General features: G+C 35.7%; 22 protein-coding genes and 2 pseudogenes. 6 read left to right on the forward strand and 18 right to left on the reverse strand.

The genetic code is table 11. The features are described from left to right. Positions 1-122 precede the first annotated feature (122 nt). Positions 123-1,169: an ornithine cyclodeaminase family protein gene (locus KHA94_RS22560; RefSeq protein WP_213104359.1), complete on the forward strand. Its 1,047-nt coding sequence runs from the start codon at positions 123-125 to the stop codon at positions 1,167-1,169. Positions 1,170-1,199: 30 nt separating this feature from the next. Beyond that, the gene (locus tag KHA94_RS22565) at positions 1,200-2,069 is read left to right on the forward strand and encodes a PhzF family phenazine biosynthesis protein (RefSeq protein WP_053595025.1); all 870 of its coding nucleotides are present in this window, start codon (positions 1,200-1,202) and stop codon (positions 2,067-2,069) included. 312 nt (positions 2,070-2,381) lie between these two features. On the opposite strand, the gene KHA94_RS22570 is transcribed toward KHA94_RS22565, so the two are convergent. The 11 genes and pseudogenes from KHA94_RS22570 to KHA94_RS26100 form a co-directional block, all read right to left on the reverse strand. Beyond that, positions 2,382-2,810 (reverse strand): hypothetical protein, encoded by a 429-nt coding sequence (locus KHA94_RS22570; protein ID WP_213104360.1) that lies wholly within the window; start codon positions 2,808-2,810, stop codon positions 2,382-2,384. A 91-nt stretch (positions 2,811-2,901) separates the two neighbouring features. Continuing rightward, the gene (locus KHA94_RS22575; RefSeq protein WP_213104361.1) at positions 2,902-3,267 is read right to left on the reverse strand and encodes a hypothetical protein; all 366 of its coding nucleotides are present in this window, start codon (positions 3,265-3,267) and stop codon (positions 2,902-2,904) included. Next, complete coding sequence (locus KHA94_RS26095) at positions 3,251-3,613, reverse strand: hypothetical protein (protein ID WP_249365693.1); 363 nt, start codon at positions 3,611-3,613, stop codon at positions 3,251-3,253. Before KHA94_RS26095 ends, KHA94_RS22575 begins: the two co-directional genes overlap by 17 nt. 103 nt (positions 3,614-3,716) lie before the next feature. Beyond that, positions 3,717-4,202: a DinB family protein gene (locus KHA94_RS22585; protein WP_213104362.1), complete on the reverse strand. Its 486-nt coding sequence runs from the start codon at positions 4,200-4,202 to the stop codon at positions 3,717-3,719. Positions 4,203-4,560: 358 nt separating this feature from the next. Further along, positions 4,561-5,154 carry a GNAT family N-acetyltransferase gene (locus KHA94_RS22590; protein ID WP_213104350.1) on the reverse strand — a complete coding sequence of 198 codons (594 nt, stop codon included), beginning with the start codon at positions 5,152-5,154 and terminating at the stop codon, positions 4,561-4,563. A 311-nt stretch (positions 5,155-5,465) separates the two neighbouring features. Continuing rightward, a complete protein-coding gene (locus KHA94_RS22595; protein ID WP_213100155.1) occupies positions 5,466-5,975 on the reverse strand; it encodes a DinB family protein in 510 nt (169 codons plus the stop codon). Between the two features lie 300 nt (positions 5,976-6,275). Beyond that, a complete protein-coding gene (locus tag KHA94_RS22600) occupies positions 6,276-6,605 on the reverse strand; it encodes a hypothetical protein (RefSeq protein ID WP_213100156.1) in 330 nt (109 codons plus the stop codon). 157 nt (positions 6,606-6,762) lie between these two features. Continuing rightward, the gene (locus tag KHA94_RS22605) at positions 6,763-7,164 is read right to left on the reverse strand and encodes a hypothetical protein (protein WP_213104363.1); all 402 of its coding nucleotides are present in this window, start codon (positions 7,162-7,164) and stop codon (positions 6,763-6,765) included. A 599-nt stretch (positions 7,165-7,763) separates the two neighbouring features. Continuing rightward, a complete protein-coding gene (locus KHA94_RS22610) occupies positions 7,764-8,294 on the reverse strand; it encodes a DUF4871 domain-containing protein (RefSeq protein WP_213104364.1) in 531 nt (176 codons plus the stop codon). 480 nt (positions 8,295-8,774) lie between these two features. Further along, the gene (locus KHA94_RS22615) at positions 8,775-9,047 is read right to left on the reverse strand and encodes a hypothetical protein (RefSeq protein ID WP_249365694.1); all 273 of its coding nucleotides are present in this window, start codon (positions 9,045-9,047) and stop codon (positions 8,775-8,777) included. A gap of 664 nt (positions 9,048-9,711) precedes the next feature. Further along, positions 9,712-9,879: pseudogene (locus tag KHA94_RS26100) on the reverse strand (putative protein N(5)-glutamine methyltransferase); the annotation flags it as partial. Between the two features lie 404 nt (positions 9,880-10,283). On the opposite strand from KHA94_RS26100, the gene KHA94_RS22620 reads away from it, so the two are divergent. Further along, complete coding sequence (locus KHA94_RS22620; RefSeq protein ID WP_213104366.1) at positions 10,284-10,841, forward strand: copper resistance CopC family protein; 558 nt, start codon at positions 10,284-10,286, stop codon at positions 10,839-10,841. A 3-nt stretch (positions 10,842-10,844) separates the two neighbouring features. Then, entirely contained in the window at positions 10,845-11,936 is a 1,092-nt protein-coding gene (locus tag KHA94_RS22625) for a copper resistance D family protein (protein WP_213104367.1), read from the forward strand. Positions 11,937-12,192: 256 nt separating this feature from the next. On the opposite strand, the gene KHA94_RS22630 is transcribed toward KHA94_RS22625, so the two are convergent. The 5 genes from KHA94_RS22630 to KHA94_RS22650 all read right to left on the reverse strand — a co-directional run bounded on the left by KHA94_RS22630 (position 12,193) and on the right by KHA94_RS22650 (position 17,857). Beyond that, on the reverse strand, positions 12,193-13,101 hold the full coding sequence (locus KHA94_RS22630; RefSeq protein ID WP_213104368.1) for an RNA polymerase sigma-70 factor: 909 nt from the start codon (positions 13,099-13,101) through the stop codon (positions 12,193-12,195). A 350-nt stretch (positions 13,102-13,451) separates the two neighbouring features. Continuing rightward, on the reverse strand, positions 13,452-14,015 hold the full coding sequence (locus KHA94_RS22635; protein ID WP_213104369.1) for a glycine/sarcosine/betaine reductase selenoprotein B family protein: 564 nt from the start codon (positions 14,013-14,015) through the stop codon (positions 13,452-13,454). Between the two features lie 180 nt (positions 14,016-14,195). Beyond that, the gene (locus tag KHA94_RS22640; RefSeq protein ID WP_213104370.1) at positions 14,196-15,134 is read right to left on the reverse strand and encodes a DNA/RNA non-specific endonuclease; all 939 of its coding nucleotides are present in this window, start codon (positions 15,132-15,134) and stop codon (positions 14,196-14,198) included. Between the two features lie 1,368 nt (positions 15,135-16,502). Beyond that, positions 16,503-16,967 carry a DUF1579 family protein gene (locus KHA94_RS22645; protein WP_213104371.1) on the reverse strand — a complete coding sequence of 155 codons (465 nt, stop codon included), beginning with the start codon at positions 16,965-16,967 and terminating at the stop codon, positions 16,503-16,505. Between the two features lie 377 nt (positions 16,968-17,344). Continuing rightward, positions 17,345-17,857 carry a DinB family protein gene (locus KHA94_RS22650; RefSeq protein ID WP_213104372.1) on the reverse strand — a complete coding sequence of 171 codons (513 nt, stop codon included), beginning with the start codon at positions 17,855-17,857 and terminating at the stop codon, positions 17,345-17,347. 301 nt (positions 17,858-18,158) lie between these two features. Between KHA94_RS22650 and KHA94_RS22655 the strand changes: the two are divergent. Both KHA94_RS22655 and KHA94_RS22660 read left to right on the forward strand, forming a co-directional pair. Then, positions 18,159-18,793 (forward strand): annotated as a pseudogene (locus KHA94_RS22655) (IS1595 family transposase); the annotation flags it as partial. A gap of 114 nt (positions 18,794-18,907) precedes the next feature. Continuing rightward, a complete protein-coding gene (locus KHA94_RS22660; RefSeq protein ID WP_213104373.1) occupies positions 18,908-19,483 on the forward strand; it encodes a dihydrofolate reductase family protein in 576 nt (191 codons plus the stop codon). Between the two features lie 100 nt (positions 19,484-19,583). On the opposite strand, the gene KHA94_RS22665 is transcribed toward KHA94_RS22660, so the two are convergent. Together KHA94_RS22665 and KHA94_RS22670 are read right to left on the reverse strand one after the other, a co-directional pair. Next, positions 19,584-19,913, reverse strand: coding sequence for an immunoglobulin-like domain-containing protein (locus KHA94_RS22665; protein ID WP_213104374.1), 330 nt, complete (start codon positions 19,911-19,913; stop codon positions 19,584-19,586). Positions 19,914-20,080: 167 nt separating this feature from the next. Continuing rightward, the gene (locus tag KHA94_RS22670; protein WP_213104375.1) at positions 20,081-20,881 is read right to left on the reverse strand and encodes an alpha/beta fold hydrolase; all 801 of its coding nucleotides are present in this window, start codon (positions 20,879-20,881) and stop codon (positions 20,081-20,083) included. Positions 20,882-20,930: the final 49 nt, after the last annotated feature.

Here is a 20,930-nt window from a genome sequence, read left to right on the forward strand (position 1 = left end):
TAGTACTTTTACTATATAATTTGGTTGGTTAAATAACAACCAAGAATGGTTGGAGACTTTTTGTTGTTGTTCAAATACAATTACATTAACAGATATTAAAATTTTAAAGGAGAATGATAACTATGGTACCAATAAGAATTCTAAGTGATAATGATGTTAAGAACATTCTTGATATCAAGAATACAGTAGCATGTGTAGAAAAAGCCTATGCGCTTAAAGCCAACAATCAGGCGAGACTATTCTCCATGGTATCTGAGGTGATTTTTAAGGGTAGGGCAGAAATGGATATTAAATCAGGGATGCTTAATGAAGAAGATGTGTTTGGATTAAAACTCGTTTCATGGTTTGGTGATAATAAAAATCAAGGGCTTCCAGCTATAACTGGGCTGACTATGTTATTTGATTTGAAGAATGGGTTTCCTAAGGCAATGATCAACGCAAGTTATTTGACAGGAATGCGTACTGGAGCAGCAGGTTCAATAGGCGTGAAACACCTGTCAAAACAAGATTCAAAAACACTAATGATTGTAGGTACAGGAGTTCAGGCGATTTTTCAAATAGCAGCCACTCTATCTCAAGTTCAGACAATCAACAAGGTATATATATATGACCCCGTAAAATATGAAAATGCATCAAAATTCCAATATTCAATAAAGACGGAACTAGATAAGATCATAAATGATATCAACGATACTTATAATAAGAGCTGGAAACAAAGAATTGAGTCAGTTCAGTTTGTAGCTGTAGAAAATCCAGTCAAAGCTTTGGAAGAAACCGATGCAGTAATTACGATAACGCCTTCGCGAAAACCACTGATTTTTAAGGAGTGGATTAAGCCAGGCATACATTTCAGCTGTGTGGGGGCAGACATGACTGGAAAACAGGAAATAGATGAAAAGATCTTTGAGGTAGCTTCTGTATATGTAGATGATATTACACAAGCATCGACAGTCGGAGAAACACAAAGTGCTATAAGGGCTGGTATATTAGGCAAAAACAATTTGACTGAAATCGGACAATTCATACTTGGAAATGCGAAAGGACGTACAAGTGATGAAGAAATTACGATTTTTGATAGTACTGGCATAGCATTGCAGGATCTTGCAGTTTCAAAATATATTGTATCAAAAGCAGAAGAAATGAATGTTGGGACAATCGTGCAAATATAAAATCGATATACAATTTGGAGGGATCATATTATGAAGTTAAAAGTTTATACATTAAATTCATTTGCAAAATCCATTGAGGGAGGGAACCCTGCCGGAGTGGTACTTAGCGCTGATTATCTATCAGATGAGGACATGAAAAAAATAGCAGGTATCATCGGTTTTAGTGAGACTGCTTTTGTCATGAAGTCAGACCTTGCTGACTTCAAGGTTAGATTCTTTACACCTAATGAAGAGGTTGATCTTTGTGGCCATGCAACGATAGCAGCGTTCTATACACTTTCAAGCCAAGGATATATTAAACCAGGAAAATATTCTCAAGAAACAAAGGCTGGAATTTTAAATGTAGAAGTAATGGAAGACCTATCAATTATGATGGATCAAAATGCTCCAAGCTATTATGAAATAATAGACAAGGAGGAAATTGCAGATTCCTTAAATATTACTATAGATGAAATGTTGGGGGATCTACCAGTGCAAATTGTATCTACTGGCCTTAGGGATATACTTGTACCGATTAGAAACTTAGATATCTTAAATTCTATAAAGCCAGATTTTGAAAAAGTAACAAATATCAGCAGTAAATATAATACCATTGGTTATCATATTTTTACCCTTGAATCACTAAAGGGTTCAAATGCTCACTGTAGAAATTTGGCACCTTTATATGGAATTCCAGAAGAATCTGCAACTGGTACATCCAATGGTGCCCTTTCATGTTATCTATATAAATATGGTAAAATCAAACCTGAACATGTTATTAATATATCTGTTGAGCAAGGTTACTCTATGAAAAAACCTTCGGAAATAGTTATAGCGTTAACCACTCAAGGGAAAGAAATTATTGAGGTAAAGGTGGGCGGAAAAGCATTAAATTTGTCTGAAACAGAGGTTGAAATATAATTGTAGAATATAAATTTCTAATAAATTGAAATAATAAGATAGCCGGATTAGGTGTTATGTTACATCTAGTATGGCTGTTAATGTTTAATCAAATCGATACTTAAAACCTTAATAAACGATCATAGAAAAAAGCGTGTTTTGTAAAAAAGATTGATCAAAGCACGCTCTTAATATTTTTAATTGACTCATTCTTTTATAAATAAATTTGATCATTTCCTATCAATGATACTCCACAATCGCGCCCGATTGCTGAATATAGAAAATTAGCATTTCTAAAATAGGCGATACCTTTTCAAGCATCGAACCCATTAATTAATCAATTTTTCCTTCTCCAGCCAATTGTGTTCCATCAACCAAACCCAATTGACCAAAAGTATATATATATTCTGATTGATTCCTCTTTTTAATACCTTGAATATTTACAAAGTATTCATTACCTTCCTCTAACAAATTATATATTCTTGAGTCCTCAATCATTACCTTATATCGCTCTTTATTTGGACTGTTATCATTCGCATTAGAGCCTATAACCCACATCTTCATATATTTTCCTGGTTCAATATGATGTTCTTTCTTATCAATTTCAAAAATCATTGAACTACTTTTATAAGATTTTCCTGCCTCAAAATATAAATAAAATAAAAAACCTGCTATTAAGAATAAAATAATTAACAAAACTACCCACTTTTTACGAGAATAATTGAACAAAAATCCACCTCCTAATAAAAGTTCTTCTTCCACAAAACTGCCCGGTTAGTGCAATAATTTCTATAAAAAAGGGCACTTCTCCTTCTTGAAGATAAGTACCCGTTAACGCAAGAAGAACCCTTTTTTATTTACTGGCAAACCCTTTCCCAAGAACTGTTTTTTTATCCAAACCAACAAAAACTACAAGGTTTCCAGTAGTATCTGTCTCAGTGTTATTAAAAGTAACAGAATAAACTTGGTCTTTGTCATAATTTATATCAATTGATGCTTTTATATCATCATTAACAGATACTTGTTTTACAATTGAATCCTTTGGACTTACTGGTATTAAAGCACTTTCTTCATCAGTTAAACTATTGAAAGCTACCATCTCAATTAGCATTTGATTCTCGGTCTTGGATGCAGAATAGAAAGAAACTATTCCTATAACCATAAATATTAAAAGTACCCCTAAAATCCCGAAAATAAGCAGTTTAATTGATTTCTTCATAATTCTCCTCCCTTGTATCAAAAGGCTTCCATAAGAATTTCCCATAAAAATTTAATAACCTTGTTAGATAATCCTGCTCCGATAGTTCAATACCTTCCGTTTTCATTTCTACAATCAAGGCAAAAATTCCTCCAATACGAAAAGGAGGAGATTTTTTGTGGTGAGAGCTATCTACCTTACCAGGGAAAAGCGCACCGTAAGCCACTGCATTTTTCATTAACGCTGTATATGTTCCCCCGCCCGATGTTAAAAGTGTGGGTTCATCCCCTGTAATCGATTGATAAGCCGTTTGTAGTGTTTTAATCATTGGATGATCGGCAGGGATATTTATAAGGACGTTGTTCAATTATATGGACCGATTACTGAAAAAGGCACAATTCCTCTTCAAGAATTGCGCCCTTTAATGGAATATCCATCTATCAAAAAAACTATATTAATTACTTTTTGAATTATTTATTCGAATGAGAGATAAGACCCCGGCCAATAAAGTTTGCAGACACAGGCTTTTTCCCTACTTCCCTTGCCCAGATTGATAATTGTCCTATATGGTGAATTTCGTGTGCAATAACATGTCGTATTACCTCACCCCAAGTGTCAGTTACAATTCTTCCATCTGGTAGTGTATCGTAAAATAGTTGATTTTCCATACGATCATCCCAGTTGTTCACAAAATTCTCTACTTCCGAACGAAATTCAGAATCCAATTTTCGAACCTGTTTCAGGCTTTTATAATCATCAAAACTCCCTTCAAAGTCAGTTTTACCTTGTAAAAGACGTACCCAGCTCCATTCTACATCAACAATATGGAAGAGTGTATGTAGTATACTGCCTACTCCGCCGGTTCTGGTTTGTAAAAGCTCCTCTTCACTTAACTCTTCGCACCACCGATACCATTCTTCTCTGACCATCCAGTTATATCGAAAAAATGTTTTCAATGAAAGCCCTCCCCTATTTAGAAAATAAGTTAAATGATTTATTTTGAGAATAAAACAAAACTGAGTCCAGTATTACTTATTCAACTAATCCTGTTTATTTTCCTTCTTAAACCCGCTATCGTTAGTTGAAATAAAATCACTCACAAACTTTACACTGACCATATTGTTTTAATATTCTTATTCAATTAAATGGCCCGATTGTTGAATAGTGGAAAACGAGAAAAGTTGCAAAAATACACCTTATTTATTGTACTGAAGCACACGTTAGTTTAAGTACAACCCTTCACAATCTGTTGATAGTTAAACACAATTAAGCATCTTCCCAATAGAATTATTTAATAAAGAAGAGGTAAGACAATCAGTATTTTTTCTCTAATAAATATATTAATCTTTCTTTTACTGACTCCCATTCACTATCGATAATACTGTAAAATATATTGTCGTGAATGGTACCGTCTGCCTTTACCCTATGTTTACGAAAAGTTCCCTCTTTTGTTGCCCCTATTCGTTCAACTGCTTTTTGAGAACGTAAGTTTTGTCCACTAACTGAAAATTGAACGCGAATTACTTTTAATTCTTCAAAACAATACTTAAGTAATAAAGATTTACATTCTGTGTTTACCTTTGTTTTCCAAACTTCTGGAGAAAGCCAGGTCCAACCTATTTCCACATTACGATTTACTTTATCAATATCGCCAATACGAGTTGTACCTATTACTTGCCCTGTCAGTTTATCCTTAACAATAAAAGATATTTGTTTACCGTCCTTTTTATTGTTAACAGCTATCATTATTATTTGTTCTAAATCCTCCACTGTGTTAACTTCTCGCCAGGTATATTTCCATACGTCAGGACTTTTTAAAGCTTCAAATAATAGTTCCTTATACTTCATCTCGAGAGGAATAAGAGAAATTGTATTTCCTTCTAGAGATATATCTGTTTCAATTATCATAGAAATAATGTCTCCCTTTTTAAGTAAATAGTAAAATAGCTTTTGTACCTATTAATTCCATACGAAAAAGGATTACTCCTCCTTGAAAGTTCTAATTCTTCTTAAACTATACTGCCCGTTAGTGACATAAGGATTTTTAAACAACATTATTATTTTTTAATGACTTTATTGTAAATTAAACAACTTTATTATCTCTGTACAGTAGCGTCAGGAAAATGCATATTTACAACCTTAAGGAAGTTTCAATATTAAAAAAACTAATTTCTCAGCATTAAATGAGAAATTAGGTTTTTTAATTAATAGAAAAAGACTTATAAGTATTTATCACTAATCACTTTCATATGGTGTAACTCGTGCCCGACAATGCCATATGCAAGGGTACCTACCGAAACTGGGCTGTTCATTACAGTTCCATTACGATCCCATGCTACATCATCAATGGTTGAAATAAGACTTATCGTGTTGGAGCGTACCGTGTCTAAACCAGCTAGTAGCTGCTCCCAGGATAATTTGTTGAAGTTTGCTGCAGAAACGTATTGATCCTGATCCATTGCTGGGAGTGGCGCACTTTCATTTCGTGCAATGGCAAGCATTCGATACGACATCACACGTTCAGAGTCGGTCATATGCCCAATCACTTCTTTTAAAGTCCATTTCCCTGGTGCGTACGCCTTCCTTGCTGACTCCTCTGATATGCTGCTCAAGAGGGTAATGGTCTTGGTTCGTTGCTTACTAAGTATTTCTTCAATATCTCCATCTGGCACAAGACTAACATACCTAGCATGCTCTGGATTTTCAATAGATAATGGTCTTGGACGCACAAGAATCCTCCTCATCGGAATAGTTAATTATGGTTCTATACTAAAATTCGACTGTCAAGAAGATATTTCCTTTATTTGATATTTAATTTTATTACCGCAAAATAATTGCAAATTAAACAACTTTATTACCTCTGTACAACTGATTTATGCAGTTAACATAATACACATAATAATGGATTAATTCACTTTTTATTCCACTAACCTGCTCCGTTAGTTTAACAAGAAAAAGCTGCCTAGTTTGGCAGCTGGATTTCAACTCAAGCACCCGTTAGTGAAAAGTTGCAATTAATAAATTTCTTTTCATTTTACTTTAGTAAAAAAGAAACCTGTCCCATTTTCTTGTGGAACAAACCCTTGTTGAGCTGAACTATTTTCCACCATATTTTGCTCTTCTACTGATATAGTTGTGGTAACATCTTTTCCTTTAGCTACATTACCTTCTCTACGATTTTGCTCTTCTACTGATATAACTCTGTATTGATCTCCATTATTAGTGGCTGTTTGTTCATCTTTTACTTTTGATTGTTCAGTTTGTGCAAATACCTTTGTACTTTGCAAGTCTTTCGCAAAACCGATTGATAATGCTAAAGCTCCTGCAAAACCAATGGTTAAAACTAATTTCCCTTTCATATAAAAACCTCCTAATAGTTTCGTGCTTGTACTAATAACATATTTTACCACAACTCAAACTATGTTACTTTAAAATTTATCTCTTCAACTAAACTGCACGTTACTTCAATAAGAAAAGCTGCCGAAAATGACAGCTGATCTTTAACTCTTGCCCCCGTTAGTTTAAAATCTCACTTAATTCTTCCCTTGAATTCTTGTTCTTAATTTTATATACACCATCCCTTTTATCACTTTCAAACAAGTCAAAATTACGACCGAAATTTTTCCAAATCCTAATGACTTCAGTAGTTCCATCTTCATACATTAAAATTAATTTATAGTTTTCGTGATAATCCTTCTTATATGCAATCTTTTGGTGTTTTCCCTTGTTTAATATCTTGGTTATTTGCTTGATTCTATCATTGTCATCAATTATTATTACTTCGCCAAAACTGCCATTAGTATGATTATATTTTTGGTATTCCACCTTAGCGATATTTGAAAAGTCATTTTTAAAAATAAAAACAATTACAAAGAAAATAATGATTACCAAAATCTCAACTCTTATAACCTTTTTCAATCACATCCCCCCCTCTATACAAGACGTTTGTGTATTTAATTTATCTCAACAATTTCAACAATTTGTTCCTCAACTATTCTGCGTTTAAGTAAAACACTTTACATATCTTCATCAATCAATATTCTTACTTTACTGTTTCCCTCACAATCTGGGTTTTTTACATAAAAAAAGAGCATAATTCTTGCTGCAGAATTTCTCCCTTAATGGAATAGCTAAGATGTAGCCTCTAGCTGTAAAATCAATTAATGTTTTTCAACTAACGGGCACTTATATATAGTATTCGTTCCAAAACAATGATATGGTGCACCCATTATCATTGTTTCCATGTAACCATAGATAAGTGTTTAAGAACTTGAAGTGGAGCCTCTGTGGGTATGATTTGTCATGAAGTCTGAAGCCGTTGTTTCATCAGGCATCCAAGCCTATCATATCCACCTCTCCACGTAAAGTCCTATGGTTGTTAACGTTAAAAACTATATTTACTTACTATATATAATGCTTCTACAAAGAAACAAATTTGGCATTTTTCATATCTTTACTTACGTTGAATACGGTGGAAAATCATACTACATATAAGCACCCAATTGTTGAATAAGAAATTAGCTTTCTTCAACATTTACAATAATTTCACCAAATAATTTATCACCAAAATAAACGTTTAGCTTCCATAATCCTTCTGTCGGAAATTCCATATTTGATGGAACGTGCGTATCAGCTCCATTATTAGGACTCATTCCACCTTCTGGATACTCCCAAACTTTTTCACTATTAGACGTTCCCGCATTTCTAATAAGGACTTTGTGTTCTTCTCCTTTTTCGTTAATGCCAACAACTTTTAACTTTCCATTGAATTCTTCTTTTTCTCCCCAAAAATGCCACATATATTTATTACCTTTTCCTGCAATAATTGGTTGAGCTTCTGCTTCTCCCTCTTTACCAGAGCCAATTAAAAATCCAATTCTTCCTTCCTCTCCAACCAAAACATATTCTCCTTTTGTTCCATCTCCAAATGTAACAGGAATATTAAAAGTTGGACTTACTTCCCAATTCTCTTTTTTTACTGTTTCTGTTTTTTCTGAACAACCTACTAGCATTCCTATTAAAAACAAACATAATATAATTTTTTTCATAATAACCTCCTCATATATCGGACGAAAAACACACCATTTGGTTTCGTAATATTCAGATTATTTTAAATGTAAGATACCCCTTCTTTTACTTATCTGCCATCGTTACTTTAAGTTCATAAGTTCATATTTTCACAATCTTCCTTAAAATTTAACATATAGATCTAATTTTCTTTAAAGGACATGTGCTACAATCTCACCCTAAAAAGGAAAACGAGCGCTCATCCTTGTTCCAGGATTGCGCCCTTTTGTGGAAGATCATATGTACCTTTCTTGTAGACTAACGCACCCTTTAGTACAAGAAGGCCCTATATTTGAAATTTCTTTATAAGTTCTGTCTTAGCTTTGAATACCCCAAAGACTTTTATAGATTTATATTGTTTTATTTGCTATTTCTACATCTATATCATCGGAAAAGACTAACATTATGAAAGATAATTTATTTCAGATAATGAAATCGCTTTGACTATTGTGAGGGGATAACTAATTTCCACCATCATCCCCTCCACCACCGCTATCTCCGTCGTCAAAACCGTCGCTGTCTCCATCATTATCGCCATCGTCGAAAAAATCATTTATAGAATCAATTATGCCTTTTTTCTGACTTTCATCATCATTCAGATGATGAGCATTTATAAAACTCTCAAACGTAAATACTTGTATAGCCTGTTGTTTGTGTCTTGAAATTAAGTAAATACAGATAATTATAATAACAATTACAAGCAATACGATAGACAGAATCACAATCTTATTCAAAACTATCCCCCCATACTTGTCCATTCATAATATATATATGACTTATCGTGTTTTAAATTACATATTTTAACAAGCTTAAAAATAGAAAACGCTGTTGAAGTTAAATCAACAGCGTTTTCCTATGTGATTTTGATTGTGAATTGATACTAAATTAGGGGAGTGAAACAACAAGCTTCTTTTTTACTAATGCACCCTTTAGTTTAAGTGCAATTGTTCACATTCTTTTTTTCTTATTTAGTGGGTTCCAGCATAGCAATACATTAGAGCAAAGATAAAAATAAATGTTAAGACTGCTCCTAAAACATTTTGGTTATGAGTGCTTTTTCCATTCTTTAAGTTCTTCAAAAAAGTAGTAAAATTTAAAAACCATAAAACTCCTAAAAACGGCACGACAAGCAAAAGCATAATTCACACTCCTTTGATTTTCTTACCTTTGATGATACATGAGAAGTGTTTCATAATAACGGTTCCGGAGTTCTATTTATAACTACGTCTAGCGTCCTGTTTATATCTACGTCTTTAAAAAATTTCTTCGTCAATATTCCAGTTAATCTCCTCAGCATAGCTCACACCCCTTATTCATCTAAATTGCTCCGTTAGTTTAAGTGCAATCTTTCACAAACACCATACTCACTTCTATCCGCAAACCACAGAACTCTGCTTATCCAACAACATATTCCAGAGGTAAACCGTCGGCCCGCATTTCCACCATTTTCTTGAGGCCCTCTGGAGTTCGTGCCTCTGAAAAAAGTAACTGGGTCTCATCATCTACGAAAACACAACCCGCGCTCCGAAGCCTGTTACTTATACATTTTTCCGTTTTACTGTCCAAAAATAAAATTAATTTTTTTTCCTATTTATCTCACCACTTTTGCTTATTCGTTAATAATTGGAGATTTCCTTCTTCAATGTAGATACCGTTAACATCTTGTTTTAATTTCTCCCTTCCAGGAGAACCTATGGTACGAGAATTAATTAAATCACCACTTAGTTAATTTTGCAGTTTTATTATGATCGTTAAGTTCTTCTGAATGTATTTAAGTCTCTTACTCCACCAACGCTAATTCCGGGAACATTTATTATACAAATTGATATAGTAGTTGGGTGATTGTTAAATGACCTTTATTTAACAAAAGTTACTTCATACAAAATTCACATTTTTGTAATATACTAATTGATGAAGATAAATAGTAATATTTATACTAAATTATAGATTGAAGACTAGGAGGATTTATTTTGAAACGTATTTTTACCGCAGCAGCAGCAGTTTTACTAGCTATGTCTATTTCTACTAGTGCGTTTGCTCACTCGCATATAGAGGGATCAAATCCAGTAGATGGTGAGGTTGTAACAGAACCATTAAAAGAAATAGTTCTTGAATTTGATGGTAAAATTGAACAAGGTAGCTTTATAGATGTAAAAACGACAGAAGGAGAAGCAATTAAACTACAAGATATTATTATTGGTGATGGTACATTAACAGGTACTGTTGCTGAGCCACTTCCAAATGACGAATATCAAGTAAATTGGAGTATTATTAGTGCAGACGGTCACCCATTAGAAGGTGAATTCTCATTTACTGTAAATGCGCCAGTTCCTGAATCTGCGGAAGAAGTAACAAAGGAACCGTCAGAAACAACTAAATCAGTTGAGAAATCGACAGAAGATCAAGAAAAAGTAGCTTCAGCGGATGAAGTAGAGAAAGAATCATCTTCTATGTCAGCTATTCTTATTGTTCTTTTAGTTATCATTGTAGCAGGTGGTTTCTTCTTACTTACTAAAAGAAAGAAATAATAAATGGATATATTAGTAATTATTAGTCAGACGCTTTTATATTTATGCTTTTCGGTCTTAGTAGGAAGTTTTATCCTTCTACTTGTCCCAAGCAAATATCGTCCTGATATTAGAATTCCAAAGCGCTTATTACTTATTAGTGCCATTATGCTACCTGTTTTCGCATTTATTCCTGTACTAGAAATTACGTTATATATTGCTCCACGCTTAGGTTTATTTGAATCGTTAAAAATTGTTTTAACAACCTATACAGTTGGGACTGCATGGGATTTTACCCTTCTCGGTTCTAGTGTGTTAATACTACTAATTGCCTTGGCGAAATCTAATGAAAAGAACATTTTCTCTATTTTAGGAGCATTTCTAACATTTGGATTAATATTAACAGTCGCTTGGTCAAGCCATGCGAGCGCTGTTGATCCAATAATAGGAATTTTTAGCGACTTTATTCATTTAGCAGCTGTCAGTATTTGGGTTGGGGTTTTACTTATGATTGGCTGGTGTTCGCTCAATCATAAAAATTGGCTTGAATTTTTAAGCTGGTTTTCACAGGTCGCTATTGGCTGTTTAGTTGCTACAATTCTTAGTGGTCTGTTCTTAATGGATATAATGGTTGACGGGTATATTGGTTCGTGGCTGATTTCATATGGACAAGGGTTATTAATAAAACATTTATTCCTACTGCCGCTTGTTTTTTATGCATTAGTGAATGGTTTCATTGTAAAATATAAAATTTCAAAAGATGCTACATTCAATCCGATCCCTTGGATTCGTGTAGAAGGCTTTATTTTATTTACAATCTTTATAATTACAGCAGCTTTTTCGCAACAATCACCACCTCATGGCAATTATTTAACGAGTGATGCGGTATCACCTTTATTCAGTCTATTTCACGATGGCATAATCGATTCTGGTACTACAATTGGCTTTTCTGTAAACTTAAATACAGTATGGTTCTTTTTTCTTTCTATCCTATTTATGGGGTTAATTGTATTATCATTTTTCAAAAAAGCATCGATTGTTTTATCTTTTCTTTTTAGTTGCTTATTCGTAACGAGTATATACTTTATGATAATGGTGACTGTGATAATTCGCTAAAAAGAGTGAGACTCAAAAAGTAATATGGTACCTGTAGATAAAACACTCTTTTTCAAGTGTCCTAACTACAGGTACCATTTTAAATTGCACCTCTTTTTAAGTGGTTTTGCCCTTTAAACATCGCGCAATCCCCTCTATTATAAAACACTGTGTAATTACGTTGAACTCATTTGTTCTATTTTGAGACAAAAATCAATGACGGATCAATTGATTACCGAAGATAACGGGCAAATCCTATGAACATTCACTCCCACTGTCATTTCAGCTTTTTCAAATGCTTCAGTTTATCTGGATTAACTATGTTGTATAAAGCAGAAAGTTTATCGTCATCGAATTGAAATGCCAATACATAAAAAATTTGATTGTCCGCCTTCATAATCATTCCCGGTTGTCCGTTTACATCCGCTTCCATGAAAATCAAATTGGATGGGATTTTACGGTAGACACCCATTAAAAAGGCGACGGCTCTTTCGATTCCAAAGATAGGACGCAAGTTTGCTTTCGCTTTACCTCCTCCGTCTGAATAAATAGTGAAGTCATCTGATAAAATGGACAAAAGTTTTTCGATGTTGTTGCTTTGAACTGCCTCTATAAAGTCACGCACAGTTTCTTCTTTTTTACCCCTATCTCCCCCCTCTTTCGGGGATAAATCGCCGACTTTTTGTTTCGATCTGCTTTGGATTTTTCGGCTGTTATCGGGAGATTTACCGATTAATTGCGCAATCTCATCGTAAGAATAAGAGTAAACTTCCCGCAGAAGGAACACCACTCTTTCCACCGGATTTAAGTTTTCAAGTAGATGTAAAAAAGCGATGGATAACTCCTCATTGGCAATCACCTGGTCTGCAGGATCCGTCCCTTTTCCGTTAATGATCGGTTCCGGTAACCAGGAGCCGACATACACTTCTCTCCTCTTTCGGGCAGAACGCAGGAAGTCAATGCTAAGGTTTGTTGTGACCTTCCATAAATAACTTTTCACATGATGAATCGAATGCAAAGAAACTTGATTCAATTTCAAAAAAGCTTCTTGCACGATGTCTTCTGCATCGGTCACACTTCCCAACATGCGATAAGCAAGCGAAAAAAGAGCCGATTTATAAGATGAGTAAACTTCGGTCATATCATCATCAGGTGGAAGATGTTTAGATTCAGATCCGTCCGGCATTCAAAGCACACCCTTTTGTTTGTGATTACACTCTTTTCTAAATTTTAGCACAAATTTTGATCCAATAGGGCTACTCTATCCGTTGGGACGAGATCGTTTCATCTCGTCCCGGTGATCATCTCCCCTTTTTTTGCTTTGTCCAATGCACCCAAACATTGTAACAAAGCGGAGTACTGTTCCTCCTTTCTGTTGGCACGACCGATCGGACTCCCCAGTTTGTTGGGGAAATAAATCGATCGGGGTACTCCCAAAGCATTTGTCGTTTCGGGTAACAGGGTTACTGTGATTGTCGCTATTCCCTGCTTTTCCAATTCTCGTGCGATCAGTCCCACGGACCGATGACAGTGGCTTCATGCAGGAGTCAGAATGGCCACATCCACCTGGTCATTCACAAGACTGCGCGCAACTTCCGGTCCTGTTTTTTCAACCAACGGAGAGGGATCATGAATTCCTCCCTGAAAACTGAAGTGACGCGGAGCGATACTCCCTACTTTACCTTCCCGTTGCAAGCGGTGAAGAGTGGCTAAAGGGAACATGATTTCCAAATCAACCTTTACATCGCTATGATCATAAAATAAATGACTGATCACCGTTTCACTTGAGGGGGTATCTGAGGGAATCACACGATAGGAGCAATCACCCTTGGAATCGTTTAAGTCAAATGGGGGTTGGCTTTTCAGGATGATGCCTCCCGTGGTAATGAGAGCCACCCGACTTTCCTCAATCGGCTTTTTTAATGGAGTCCAGGGAACATCACCACTCCTTTCTCTGCCCAATTTCATACTTTTCATAGTGATTCGATCAATTAATTTGGGGTATTTCCCCATCAATTTACCCATCAATTTCGATTGAGCAAGCGTGTATGCTACCTTTCTACCAAAGCCAACCTTGGAAGATGAATGAATATTTGCCATAAAATATGCCTCCTTTTCATTTTCAACCTGTTTTATCTTTCACACATAGTGACGAAATAGGATGGGGATTTGTGACATGGCAATGAGAATTTATTAAAAAAACCTATCATCAGATAGGTTCTATAAATTACAGGTAATACTTTAAATTCAGCTTTTATTTGTTATTCAAAGTTCTAGGGCTTACTCACCTACCATACCGTCCTTATCAGCATCGTGCATATAGGGGTATAACCAATGATCACTCGTTATTGGCATACTGAAACCTGCTGCTTTTGCTTCTTTAATCGTCACCTGTCCATTACCGTTTGTATCAACACTAGAAATATCACCGTTTGTGTTTGAACTAGTTGAATCGGAAGGCTCCCTGCCTGTTAAACCGAGTGATGCGTTTACTTCATCAGAGTTCACATTGTCAAATGTATCAACGATCTCGTTCCCCATTAAAGTATAGGTATACTGATAACTTGAAGGAATCTGCGTTTCCGTATTCGGATATGTGATAATTGCTTCAAAATTAGTGGCTCCACCTGCGCTACGGATCACGTCTTCCATATAAGCTTGATCACCATGTCGGTTGAGCGTACTATCTTGTGGGGTAATATTATAAGCATTCGATACCCCTCCGAGAGAATCAGCAATGATATGTCCTTCATCTAAAACGTCACTTTCGACACCAGGAACCTTTGCCTCATCAGAGTAGTATCTGCCAGACGATAATACAGGTTCGTTACGGTCATCTTGTAGAATGATTTCGTCAGCAATGACACGTACTAGTTGCCCAAATTCATTAGTAAATGCCCAATATTCACGGTCCCCATAACCAATGTCAACGACGACGTTAGGTTCACGATATCCAGACAAATCACCACCATCAACTTCAATAAGTTTGTATCCTGAGAACAGTTCATTATTTGGTTGGGTTGGTGTTTCCTCTACTACTGGTTCATCAACAACCGTAGTGATAGTTTCTTCTTTTCCACTATTTTTATTTGTATTAACTGTGGTTACTTCTTGTGGATCTGTTTCTCCATCTGTAATGGATGCATCTTCTACGTTGGTACAACCAACCATAAAGATGGTCGTTAAAAGTAAGATTAGATAGTTCATTTTCTTTTTCATTTTAGGACACTCCTATAATAGTTTCATACTGTTCATTCTAAAAATATCGGAATTTAACATAGATTAACATTGTTAACCTATTGATAATAGTATATTCCAAGATTAACTTTATTACAGTAGATACTTTGTTCGAAGTGTGCAGTATTAAATTTCAATAAAGGCTTGTACAGTTTCAAATTGCAACTCGAATAATGCACCTAATCTATGAAATCCATCGATTACATTTAGTTCTTTGTCCATAATTATGGGTGGTATACCCTCATTATTTTTGTAGGATTTCATCAACAGCATTTTCGTTTTTTTAAATCTAAAATGTAGCTAGTGATTGCTTACGGCGGAATATGAATGATTTATTTTTAGATGTGACAAAGTGTGTTTGATTACTACGGAGAAACGCCTTATTGTTGAAGATCGTTATGCAACTAAAGCGCCCTTTTCTTGAATAAAGGAATCGACTTTTTATTTGTCTTATTCAATTAAAGCACCATTTAAAGCAAAATAGACGTAATCCTTATTACAGGAAAGCGCCCTATTTGGGGTAATACCAGCGTAGCTGACACCACCCGCAAACACATGGATAAAAATGTAAGAACCCTCCGCTTCTGGAGAGTTCTTTTTATGAGTGATAAATGTACCAATTGCAGTAACGTTATCCGTTAATGGTTTAACGCCTCACCAGTCTGAGACCTTTATTCAAGCATAGTTGTTTCGCGTGGTCCATTAATTAATGATTTATGGGGAATTTGAATAACTAAATTACCCCATAATCGGATAATCTGCATATGGCTTCTAAGGTTATTCGACCACGCCATTCCAGCTCGGAAGCAGGACCTGGGGCTTCCCAACTAATGGGCCACCCTCCATCAGGTAATTGTTGTTTTGTAAGTACCTTAAGATGATTGTCGATTTGCTCTTGTGTGAACATTGGACGGCATAACGACTCTGGCTTACGCGCAAAGTGAAGAGGCGTCAGGCCATAAGCTTCTGAAGAAGCATATATATATAGTATAGATATTTCAAATCAAAATGTCATTTTTTCTATTTCCCTTATCAAAAGGTTAGTTAGCATAGGTAAGTAACCTTTTATCACTTTTGATCAAAACGAACTTTTTTTGTGAAGTATTATAAAATTTTCATAAAAAAAGTAACCACCCTCTTAGCCGTCCAAAGCTGAATAGGGTGGTTACTGGCTAAGTGACCGCTTACTAGAAGCTGATCTAATTGGATGACTATCCGTGTTCCCGAACTGGCAGTCATTTTTATTATATGTCAAGTTCTAACTATACTATACGCCAATTTCCCGATAGGAATCAAATCCCCGTTTCCTTATCTGATCAATCTTATTCCGGAGGTGTCAAGTCATACTGCCTACAGTTCCTTCGTCAACTTGATATCCATCCAAGGTTCCCAATTCGAGCCGTCACTTGACATCTCCCATTTACCCTTTAAGATGTTGCCACCATCACTAAACTCGCCCGTGAAACGCTCTGTTTTTCCATTGATCGTCCAGGCACCCTCTCGTAAATTTGCCTGGTAAGTCCCAGTGTTACCTTGATTGTCGAAAGAACTTGTAAAATACGTTTGGCTCGAGGCATCATAGCCAATGATCTCGGTAGTCTTGACCTCCATATCGCCCATGCGCGCATCCACGTAGTGAATAAGGAAAAAACCACCAGGCAGCCACTCGTATGTATCCACTGCCGTTAGCCTAGCGGCAGGGCTTGACGAGGTCGCCTTTATCTGTCCTTCTGTTTTCCACTTACCGACAAATATATCCAGGAGTTTGTGCTCGGGACCAGGCCTTACAGCCTGTACCTTGTCGTTCTTTGTCATATAAATGTCCTCCTTTCTTTTCCTAACTAATAAATTGGTCTTCCCCATTGATTATAGGGATCCAAACAACTAAAAGCTCAAAGCATACGCTAAGGGATTGTTCAAAAAACCAGGACTTGCTGAACACAGTATAAATCTTGAATTTCTTAAGCTTTAATACTCTTTAAAATGTCCAATAACCCATACCAGAATCAGTGTACAGAAATATCTGTTTGAATTAAGTTAATGAACAGATTTATATCCTTAGCGTATGAAATTCTAGTAATTTACCTGTCGAATTTTGCTTAGCGTTTTGCTGGTTGTTGCCCATATTACACTAGCACTCTTTTAATTGAAGATTTTTTTTACAAAAATATACAAGACCCCAAGCCGAGTAATCATGGAGTTTGAGGCATGAATAGGTAAAGTCCATAATCTTGCATCACGGAAGTGTGTCCCATTTGCCGCAACATGGTAGCTATATTGCCACGATGATAAGATCCATGAGTGACAACATGTAGCACCAATTCAGAAACAGAAGTTTCAAGTAACCCAGCATAGGGGTTATCAACCTCTATTACCTTTTCAATATCTTCTTGGCTGTTCAGAAGTTCTTTGTAACGTTCAGATAAGTCTAAAAAAATCTTTTTCATTTCTTCAATACTTTTTGTTTCTGCCTGTTCTCTTAATTGATCTTCATACACCATTGCTTCATTCATGCTTCTACCTGAAATAATGTCAAACCATGTGTAATCTGAGGCATAAATGTGAGACAACACCTTTGATACCGAAGAAAAACCAGTTTGAATTTCCTTATGATAAATGTCTTGCGGAAGTTCTTTTAAACGATCAATTATAACTCCATTTGCCCATACGTGGTAGTCGTACATTTTTAATGCAGAATGCGTCATTCTAAATTTCCTCCTTTTTTCCACTATTGTTTCGTATTGATCAATTGATAACTAAATGATAAATAACTTACTTATAAATTTTGTAAGGTAATTTTATATATTTATTCTGTTTTAATTATAAAAATCCTTCTATAACTTAACTGCCGTTTAGCTCAATAAGCCTTATTTCATTAAATGGCCCGATTGCTAAATATTGAAACATGAAAAGTTGCAAAAATAATTCTTTAGGTATTGTGCTAAAGCCCCCGTTACTTTAAGTGTAATCCTTAAAATTGGGTAGCCTTTATTTTTAAACCAGATTTACTGGCGACTTAAGATACTTGCTGCCCTGAAACAGATTCCAACCGAATCATTCCAAGGTATCGTTGAAATGGACGAGACCTACTTTCTGTACTCGGAAAAGGGCAAGCGGAACATCACCGAACGCAAACCACGTAAACGAGGCGGAAAATCCAAATATCGTGGCATAAGCAAGGACCAAGTATGTGTCCTCGTTGCCCGTGACCGTCAGAAAATGACGTACTCTGGCGTTCTTGGGCGTGGTCGCATTCGGACAACGAAATTAGATGATGCGATTGGCGGTCATCTATCGGATTCAAACGTGCTTTGCACGGATTCCTGGCGGGCATTCAGCTCCTATGCGAATGCAAAGGGCTTGGCTCATTACCGATTCAAGTCCGACGGAAAACAACGTGTCAAAGGCGTGTACCATATCCAAAACGTAAACAGCTATCACAGCCGCTTGAAGAAATGGATGGACCGCTTCAATGGTGTTGCAACCAAATATTTGCAACATTATTTCGCTTGGTTCCGTTATATAGACAACAGGAATATGAGAATACCTCATCGAATAAGAAAAATATGTTGGTCAAATCGTGCCTGTTTACTGTCACCGACACGAACACAAAGCTTCGGCTTTCTGCTTATTCTTGTTAAGCTAACGGGCAGGTTTGGGATTAGCAGTCCATAAGAAACAACCCAAGTTGAATTCTGCTAAAATGTAGTTAATGTATACTGTAGATATCCCTCATGAACAAAGGAGAACTAAAAATGAGAAAACTCGTTCTATTTCTGCACGCATCGCTTGACGGTTTTGTAGAAGGGCCGAATGGTGAAATGGACATTGGCTGGGTTTCCTACGATGCTGATTTGGAGAAACACGCGAAAGAAATTCTGAGTAGTGCCGACACTGTCATTTGGGGACGTGGGACTTATCAGATGATGCACAGTTACTGGCCATCTGTGCCTTCGAACCCATCAGCTTCGCAGCATGAACGGAATCATGCCGAGTGGATCGAAAAGACAGCCAAAATCGTTTTTTCCACGACGCTGGAGAAAGTCGAATGGAATAATTCCAGACTCGTGAAAGAAGATGTCGAGGAAGAGATCAATAACCTCAAACAGCAGCCAGGCAAGGATATGGTCATCCTCGGCAGTCCTAGGTTCGCACACCAACTTATGCAGCTTGATTTAATTGATGAGTATAAAATTACGGTTTCTCCCGTCCTGATCGGTAAGGGATTGCCGTTATTCCAAGGTCTCAAGGAGAAGATCAATCTTAAGCTAATCGAAAACAAAACCTTTGATTCTGGAGCCATAGGTCTTGTTTACCAGACGGTAAAATGACCTTGTCACTTAAGGTGATTACGCTAACGGGAGACGATAGCTCAATTAACCGCCTTTTCACAAAGGCGGTTTTCTTATGGTCACAAATCAACATTAGAATTTAACATAGCCAATACTTAAAAAAAATTATTGAATCATGATTTTCATTAGGTGGCAATAACACACTATTTGATGTAAATGCCCAGTCCTTAATAAAAGGTAATTCAATCCATTCACCGTCACGATATTCTTCAATTGTATAAGGACTCCCATAAGAGATAGTTGAAGACCCTTTGTTATAAATGTTTAATGTAATATTTTCATTGGATTCGTACTGAACACTAATCTCCATACTTACATCATTATCGGAAAAAATATTAGACAAGTTTTTTTGATTTGAACAACCAACAATAAACAGTGATATTACAATTAAATATAAGTATGTCCGCACTAAAACCCCACCTTTTACTTTAACAGCCCAGCACGATAGTTAAATAACTTCAACAAAAATAGCGACAACCCTTCTTAGATTATCGCCCCTGTTACTTTAAGTACATTCCTTTACAATTTCTTGTTTTCTGTTTATGAAGTGCCATATAATATGAAACATATGATCATTTATATAATTGATTGAATAAAAGAAACAAGTAGTCCATTAAACTCCTCAGAGTTATCATAGTTTGCGTTATGAGAGGCACTTGAAATAATTTTCAATGGATACCCCGTCTTTTCAGCCCAGCTATTACAGTATTTTTTAACATAACCTGTATTGTCATATTCTCCATAAGTAATCAAAACTGGACAATTAAATTGAACTTCATCATCTATCTTCAAAAATTCACCATAAACTGCACTAGCCGCCTTCAACATGTCTTTTTTACCCAAACTAACTAATGATTTGTACATACTTGTCCTTGCTTCATCAGTTACTGTAATAGCTTTTGCACCTGCTTTACAGTAATAACTAAATGGGTACAGTCTGGCAATTGTAGAATAATGTTTTATCCAAAACAGTTCTGATTTTTTATAATAACTTTTACCATAAGGTGTTGTGCCTATTCCTATAAACCCTATTACCTTGTCCCCATATTCATGAATAAAGGACTGAGCAATATAACCTCCTGCTGACTGCCCCACTAAAACTATTCTTTCTATATTCTCCTGTTCGAGTATAGTTAACATCTCTTCATTTACATTTGCGAAAGAGAAATCTTCATACGGTCTTGATTTTCCATGCAAAGGAAAATCCCAAGTTATCAACTTATATTCAGCAGATAGATGTTCAACTTGTTTATCGAAAAGGGTGTGGTCTGCTGTTAATCCATGACAAAAAACAATAGCAAACCCTTGTGGGGGAACTATTTCATTCGTCCAGTAATAGATCGTTCCTTTTGATGAATGTATCTTTCTCTCAATCATTTGCAACCCTCCCTATAATATATTTTATATTTTCTAATGGATTTCTTAT

This window comes from Cytobacillus citreus (genome assembly GCF_018343665.1).
GTDB classification, from domain to species: Bacteria; Bacillota; Bacilli; order Bacillales; family Cytobacillaceae; genus Cytobacillus; species Cytobacillus citreus.

What these genes read in the sequence shown, in the direction of transcription:
- KHA94_RS22610 (WP_213104364.1), bottom strand. Translation starts at nt 8,294, where the DNA reads ATGAAAAAAATTATATTATGTTTGTTTTTAATAGGAATGCTAGTAGGT.
- KHA94_RS22600 (WP_213100156.1), bottom strand. Translation starts at nt 6,605, where the DNA reads ATGAAAGGGAAATTAGTTTTAACCATTGGTTTTGCAGGAGCTTTAGCA.
- KHA94_RS22630 (WP_213104368.1), bottom strand. Translation starts at nt 13,101, where the DNA reads ATGCCGGACGGATCTGAATCTAAACATCTTCCACCTGATGATGATATG.
- KHA94_RS22645 (WP_213104371.1), bottom strand. Translation starts at nt 16,967, where the DNA reads ATGACAAAGAACGACAAGGTACAGGCTGTAAGGCCTGGTCCCGAGCAC.
- KHA94_RS22575 (WP_213104361.1), bottom strand. Translation starts at nt 3,267, where the DNA reads ATGAAGAAATCAATTAAACTGCTTATTTTCGGGATTTTAGGGGTACTT.
- KHA94_RS22590 (WP_213104350.1), bottom strand. Translation starts at nt 5,154, where the DNA reads ATGATAATTGAAACAGATATATCTCTAGAAGGAAATACAATTTCTCTT.
- KHA94_RS22660 (WP_213104373.1), top strand. Translation starts at nt 18,908, where the DNA reads ATGAGAAAACTCGTTCTATTTCTGCACGCATCGCTTGACGGTTTTGTA.
- KHA94_RS22635 (WP_213104369.1), bottom strand. Translation starts at nt 14,015, where the DNA reads ATGGCAAATATTCATTCATCTTCCAAGGTTGGCTTTGGTAGAAAGGTA.
- KHA94_RS22560 (WP_213104359.1), top strand. Translation starts at nt 123, where the DNA reads ATGGTACCAATAAGAATTCTAAGTGATAATGATGTTAAGAACATTCTT.
- KHA94_RS22640 (WP_213104370.1), bottom strand. Translation starts at nt 15,134, where the DNA reads ATGAAAAAGAAAATGAACTATCTAATCTTACTTTTAACGACCATCTTT.
- KHA94_RS22650 (WP_213104372.1), bottom strand. Translation starts at nt 17,857, where the DNA reads ATGACGCATTCTGCATTAAAAATGTACGACTACCACGTATGGGCAAAT.
- KHA94_RS22565 (WP_053595025.1), top strand. Translation starts at nt 1,200, where the DNA reads ATGAAGTTAAAAGTTTATACATTAAATTCATTTGCAAAATCCATTGAG.
- KHA94_RS22670 (WP_213104375.1), bottom strand. Translation starts at nt 20,881, where the DNA reads ATGATTGAGAGAAAGATACATTCATCAAAAGGAACGATCTATTACTGG.
- KHA94_RS22625 (WP_213104367.1), top strand. Translation starts at nt 10,845, where the DNA reads ATGGATATATTAGTAATTATTAGTCAGACGCTTTTATATTTATGCTTT.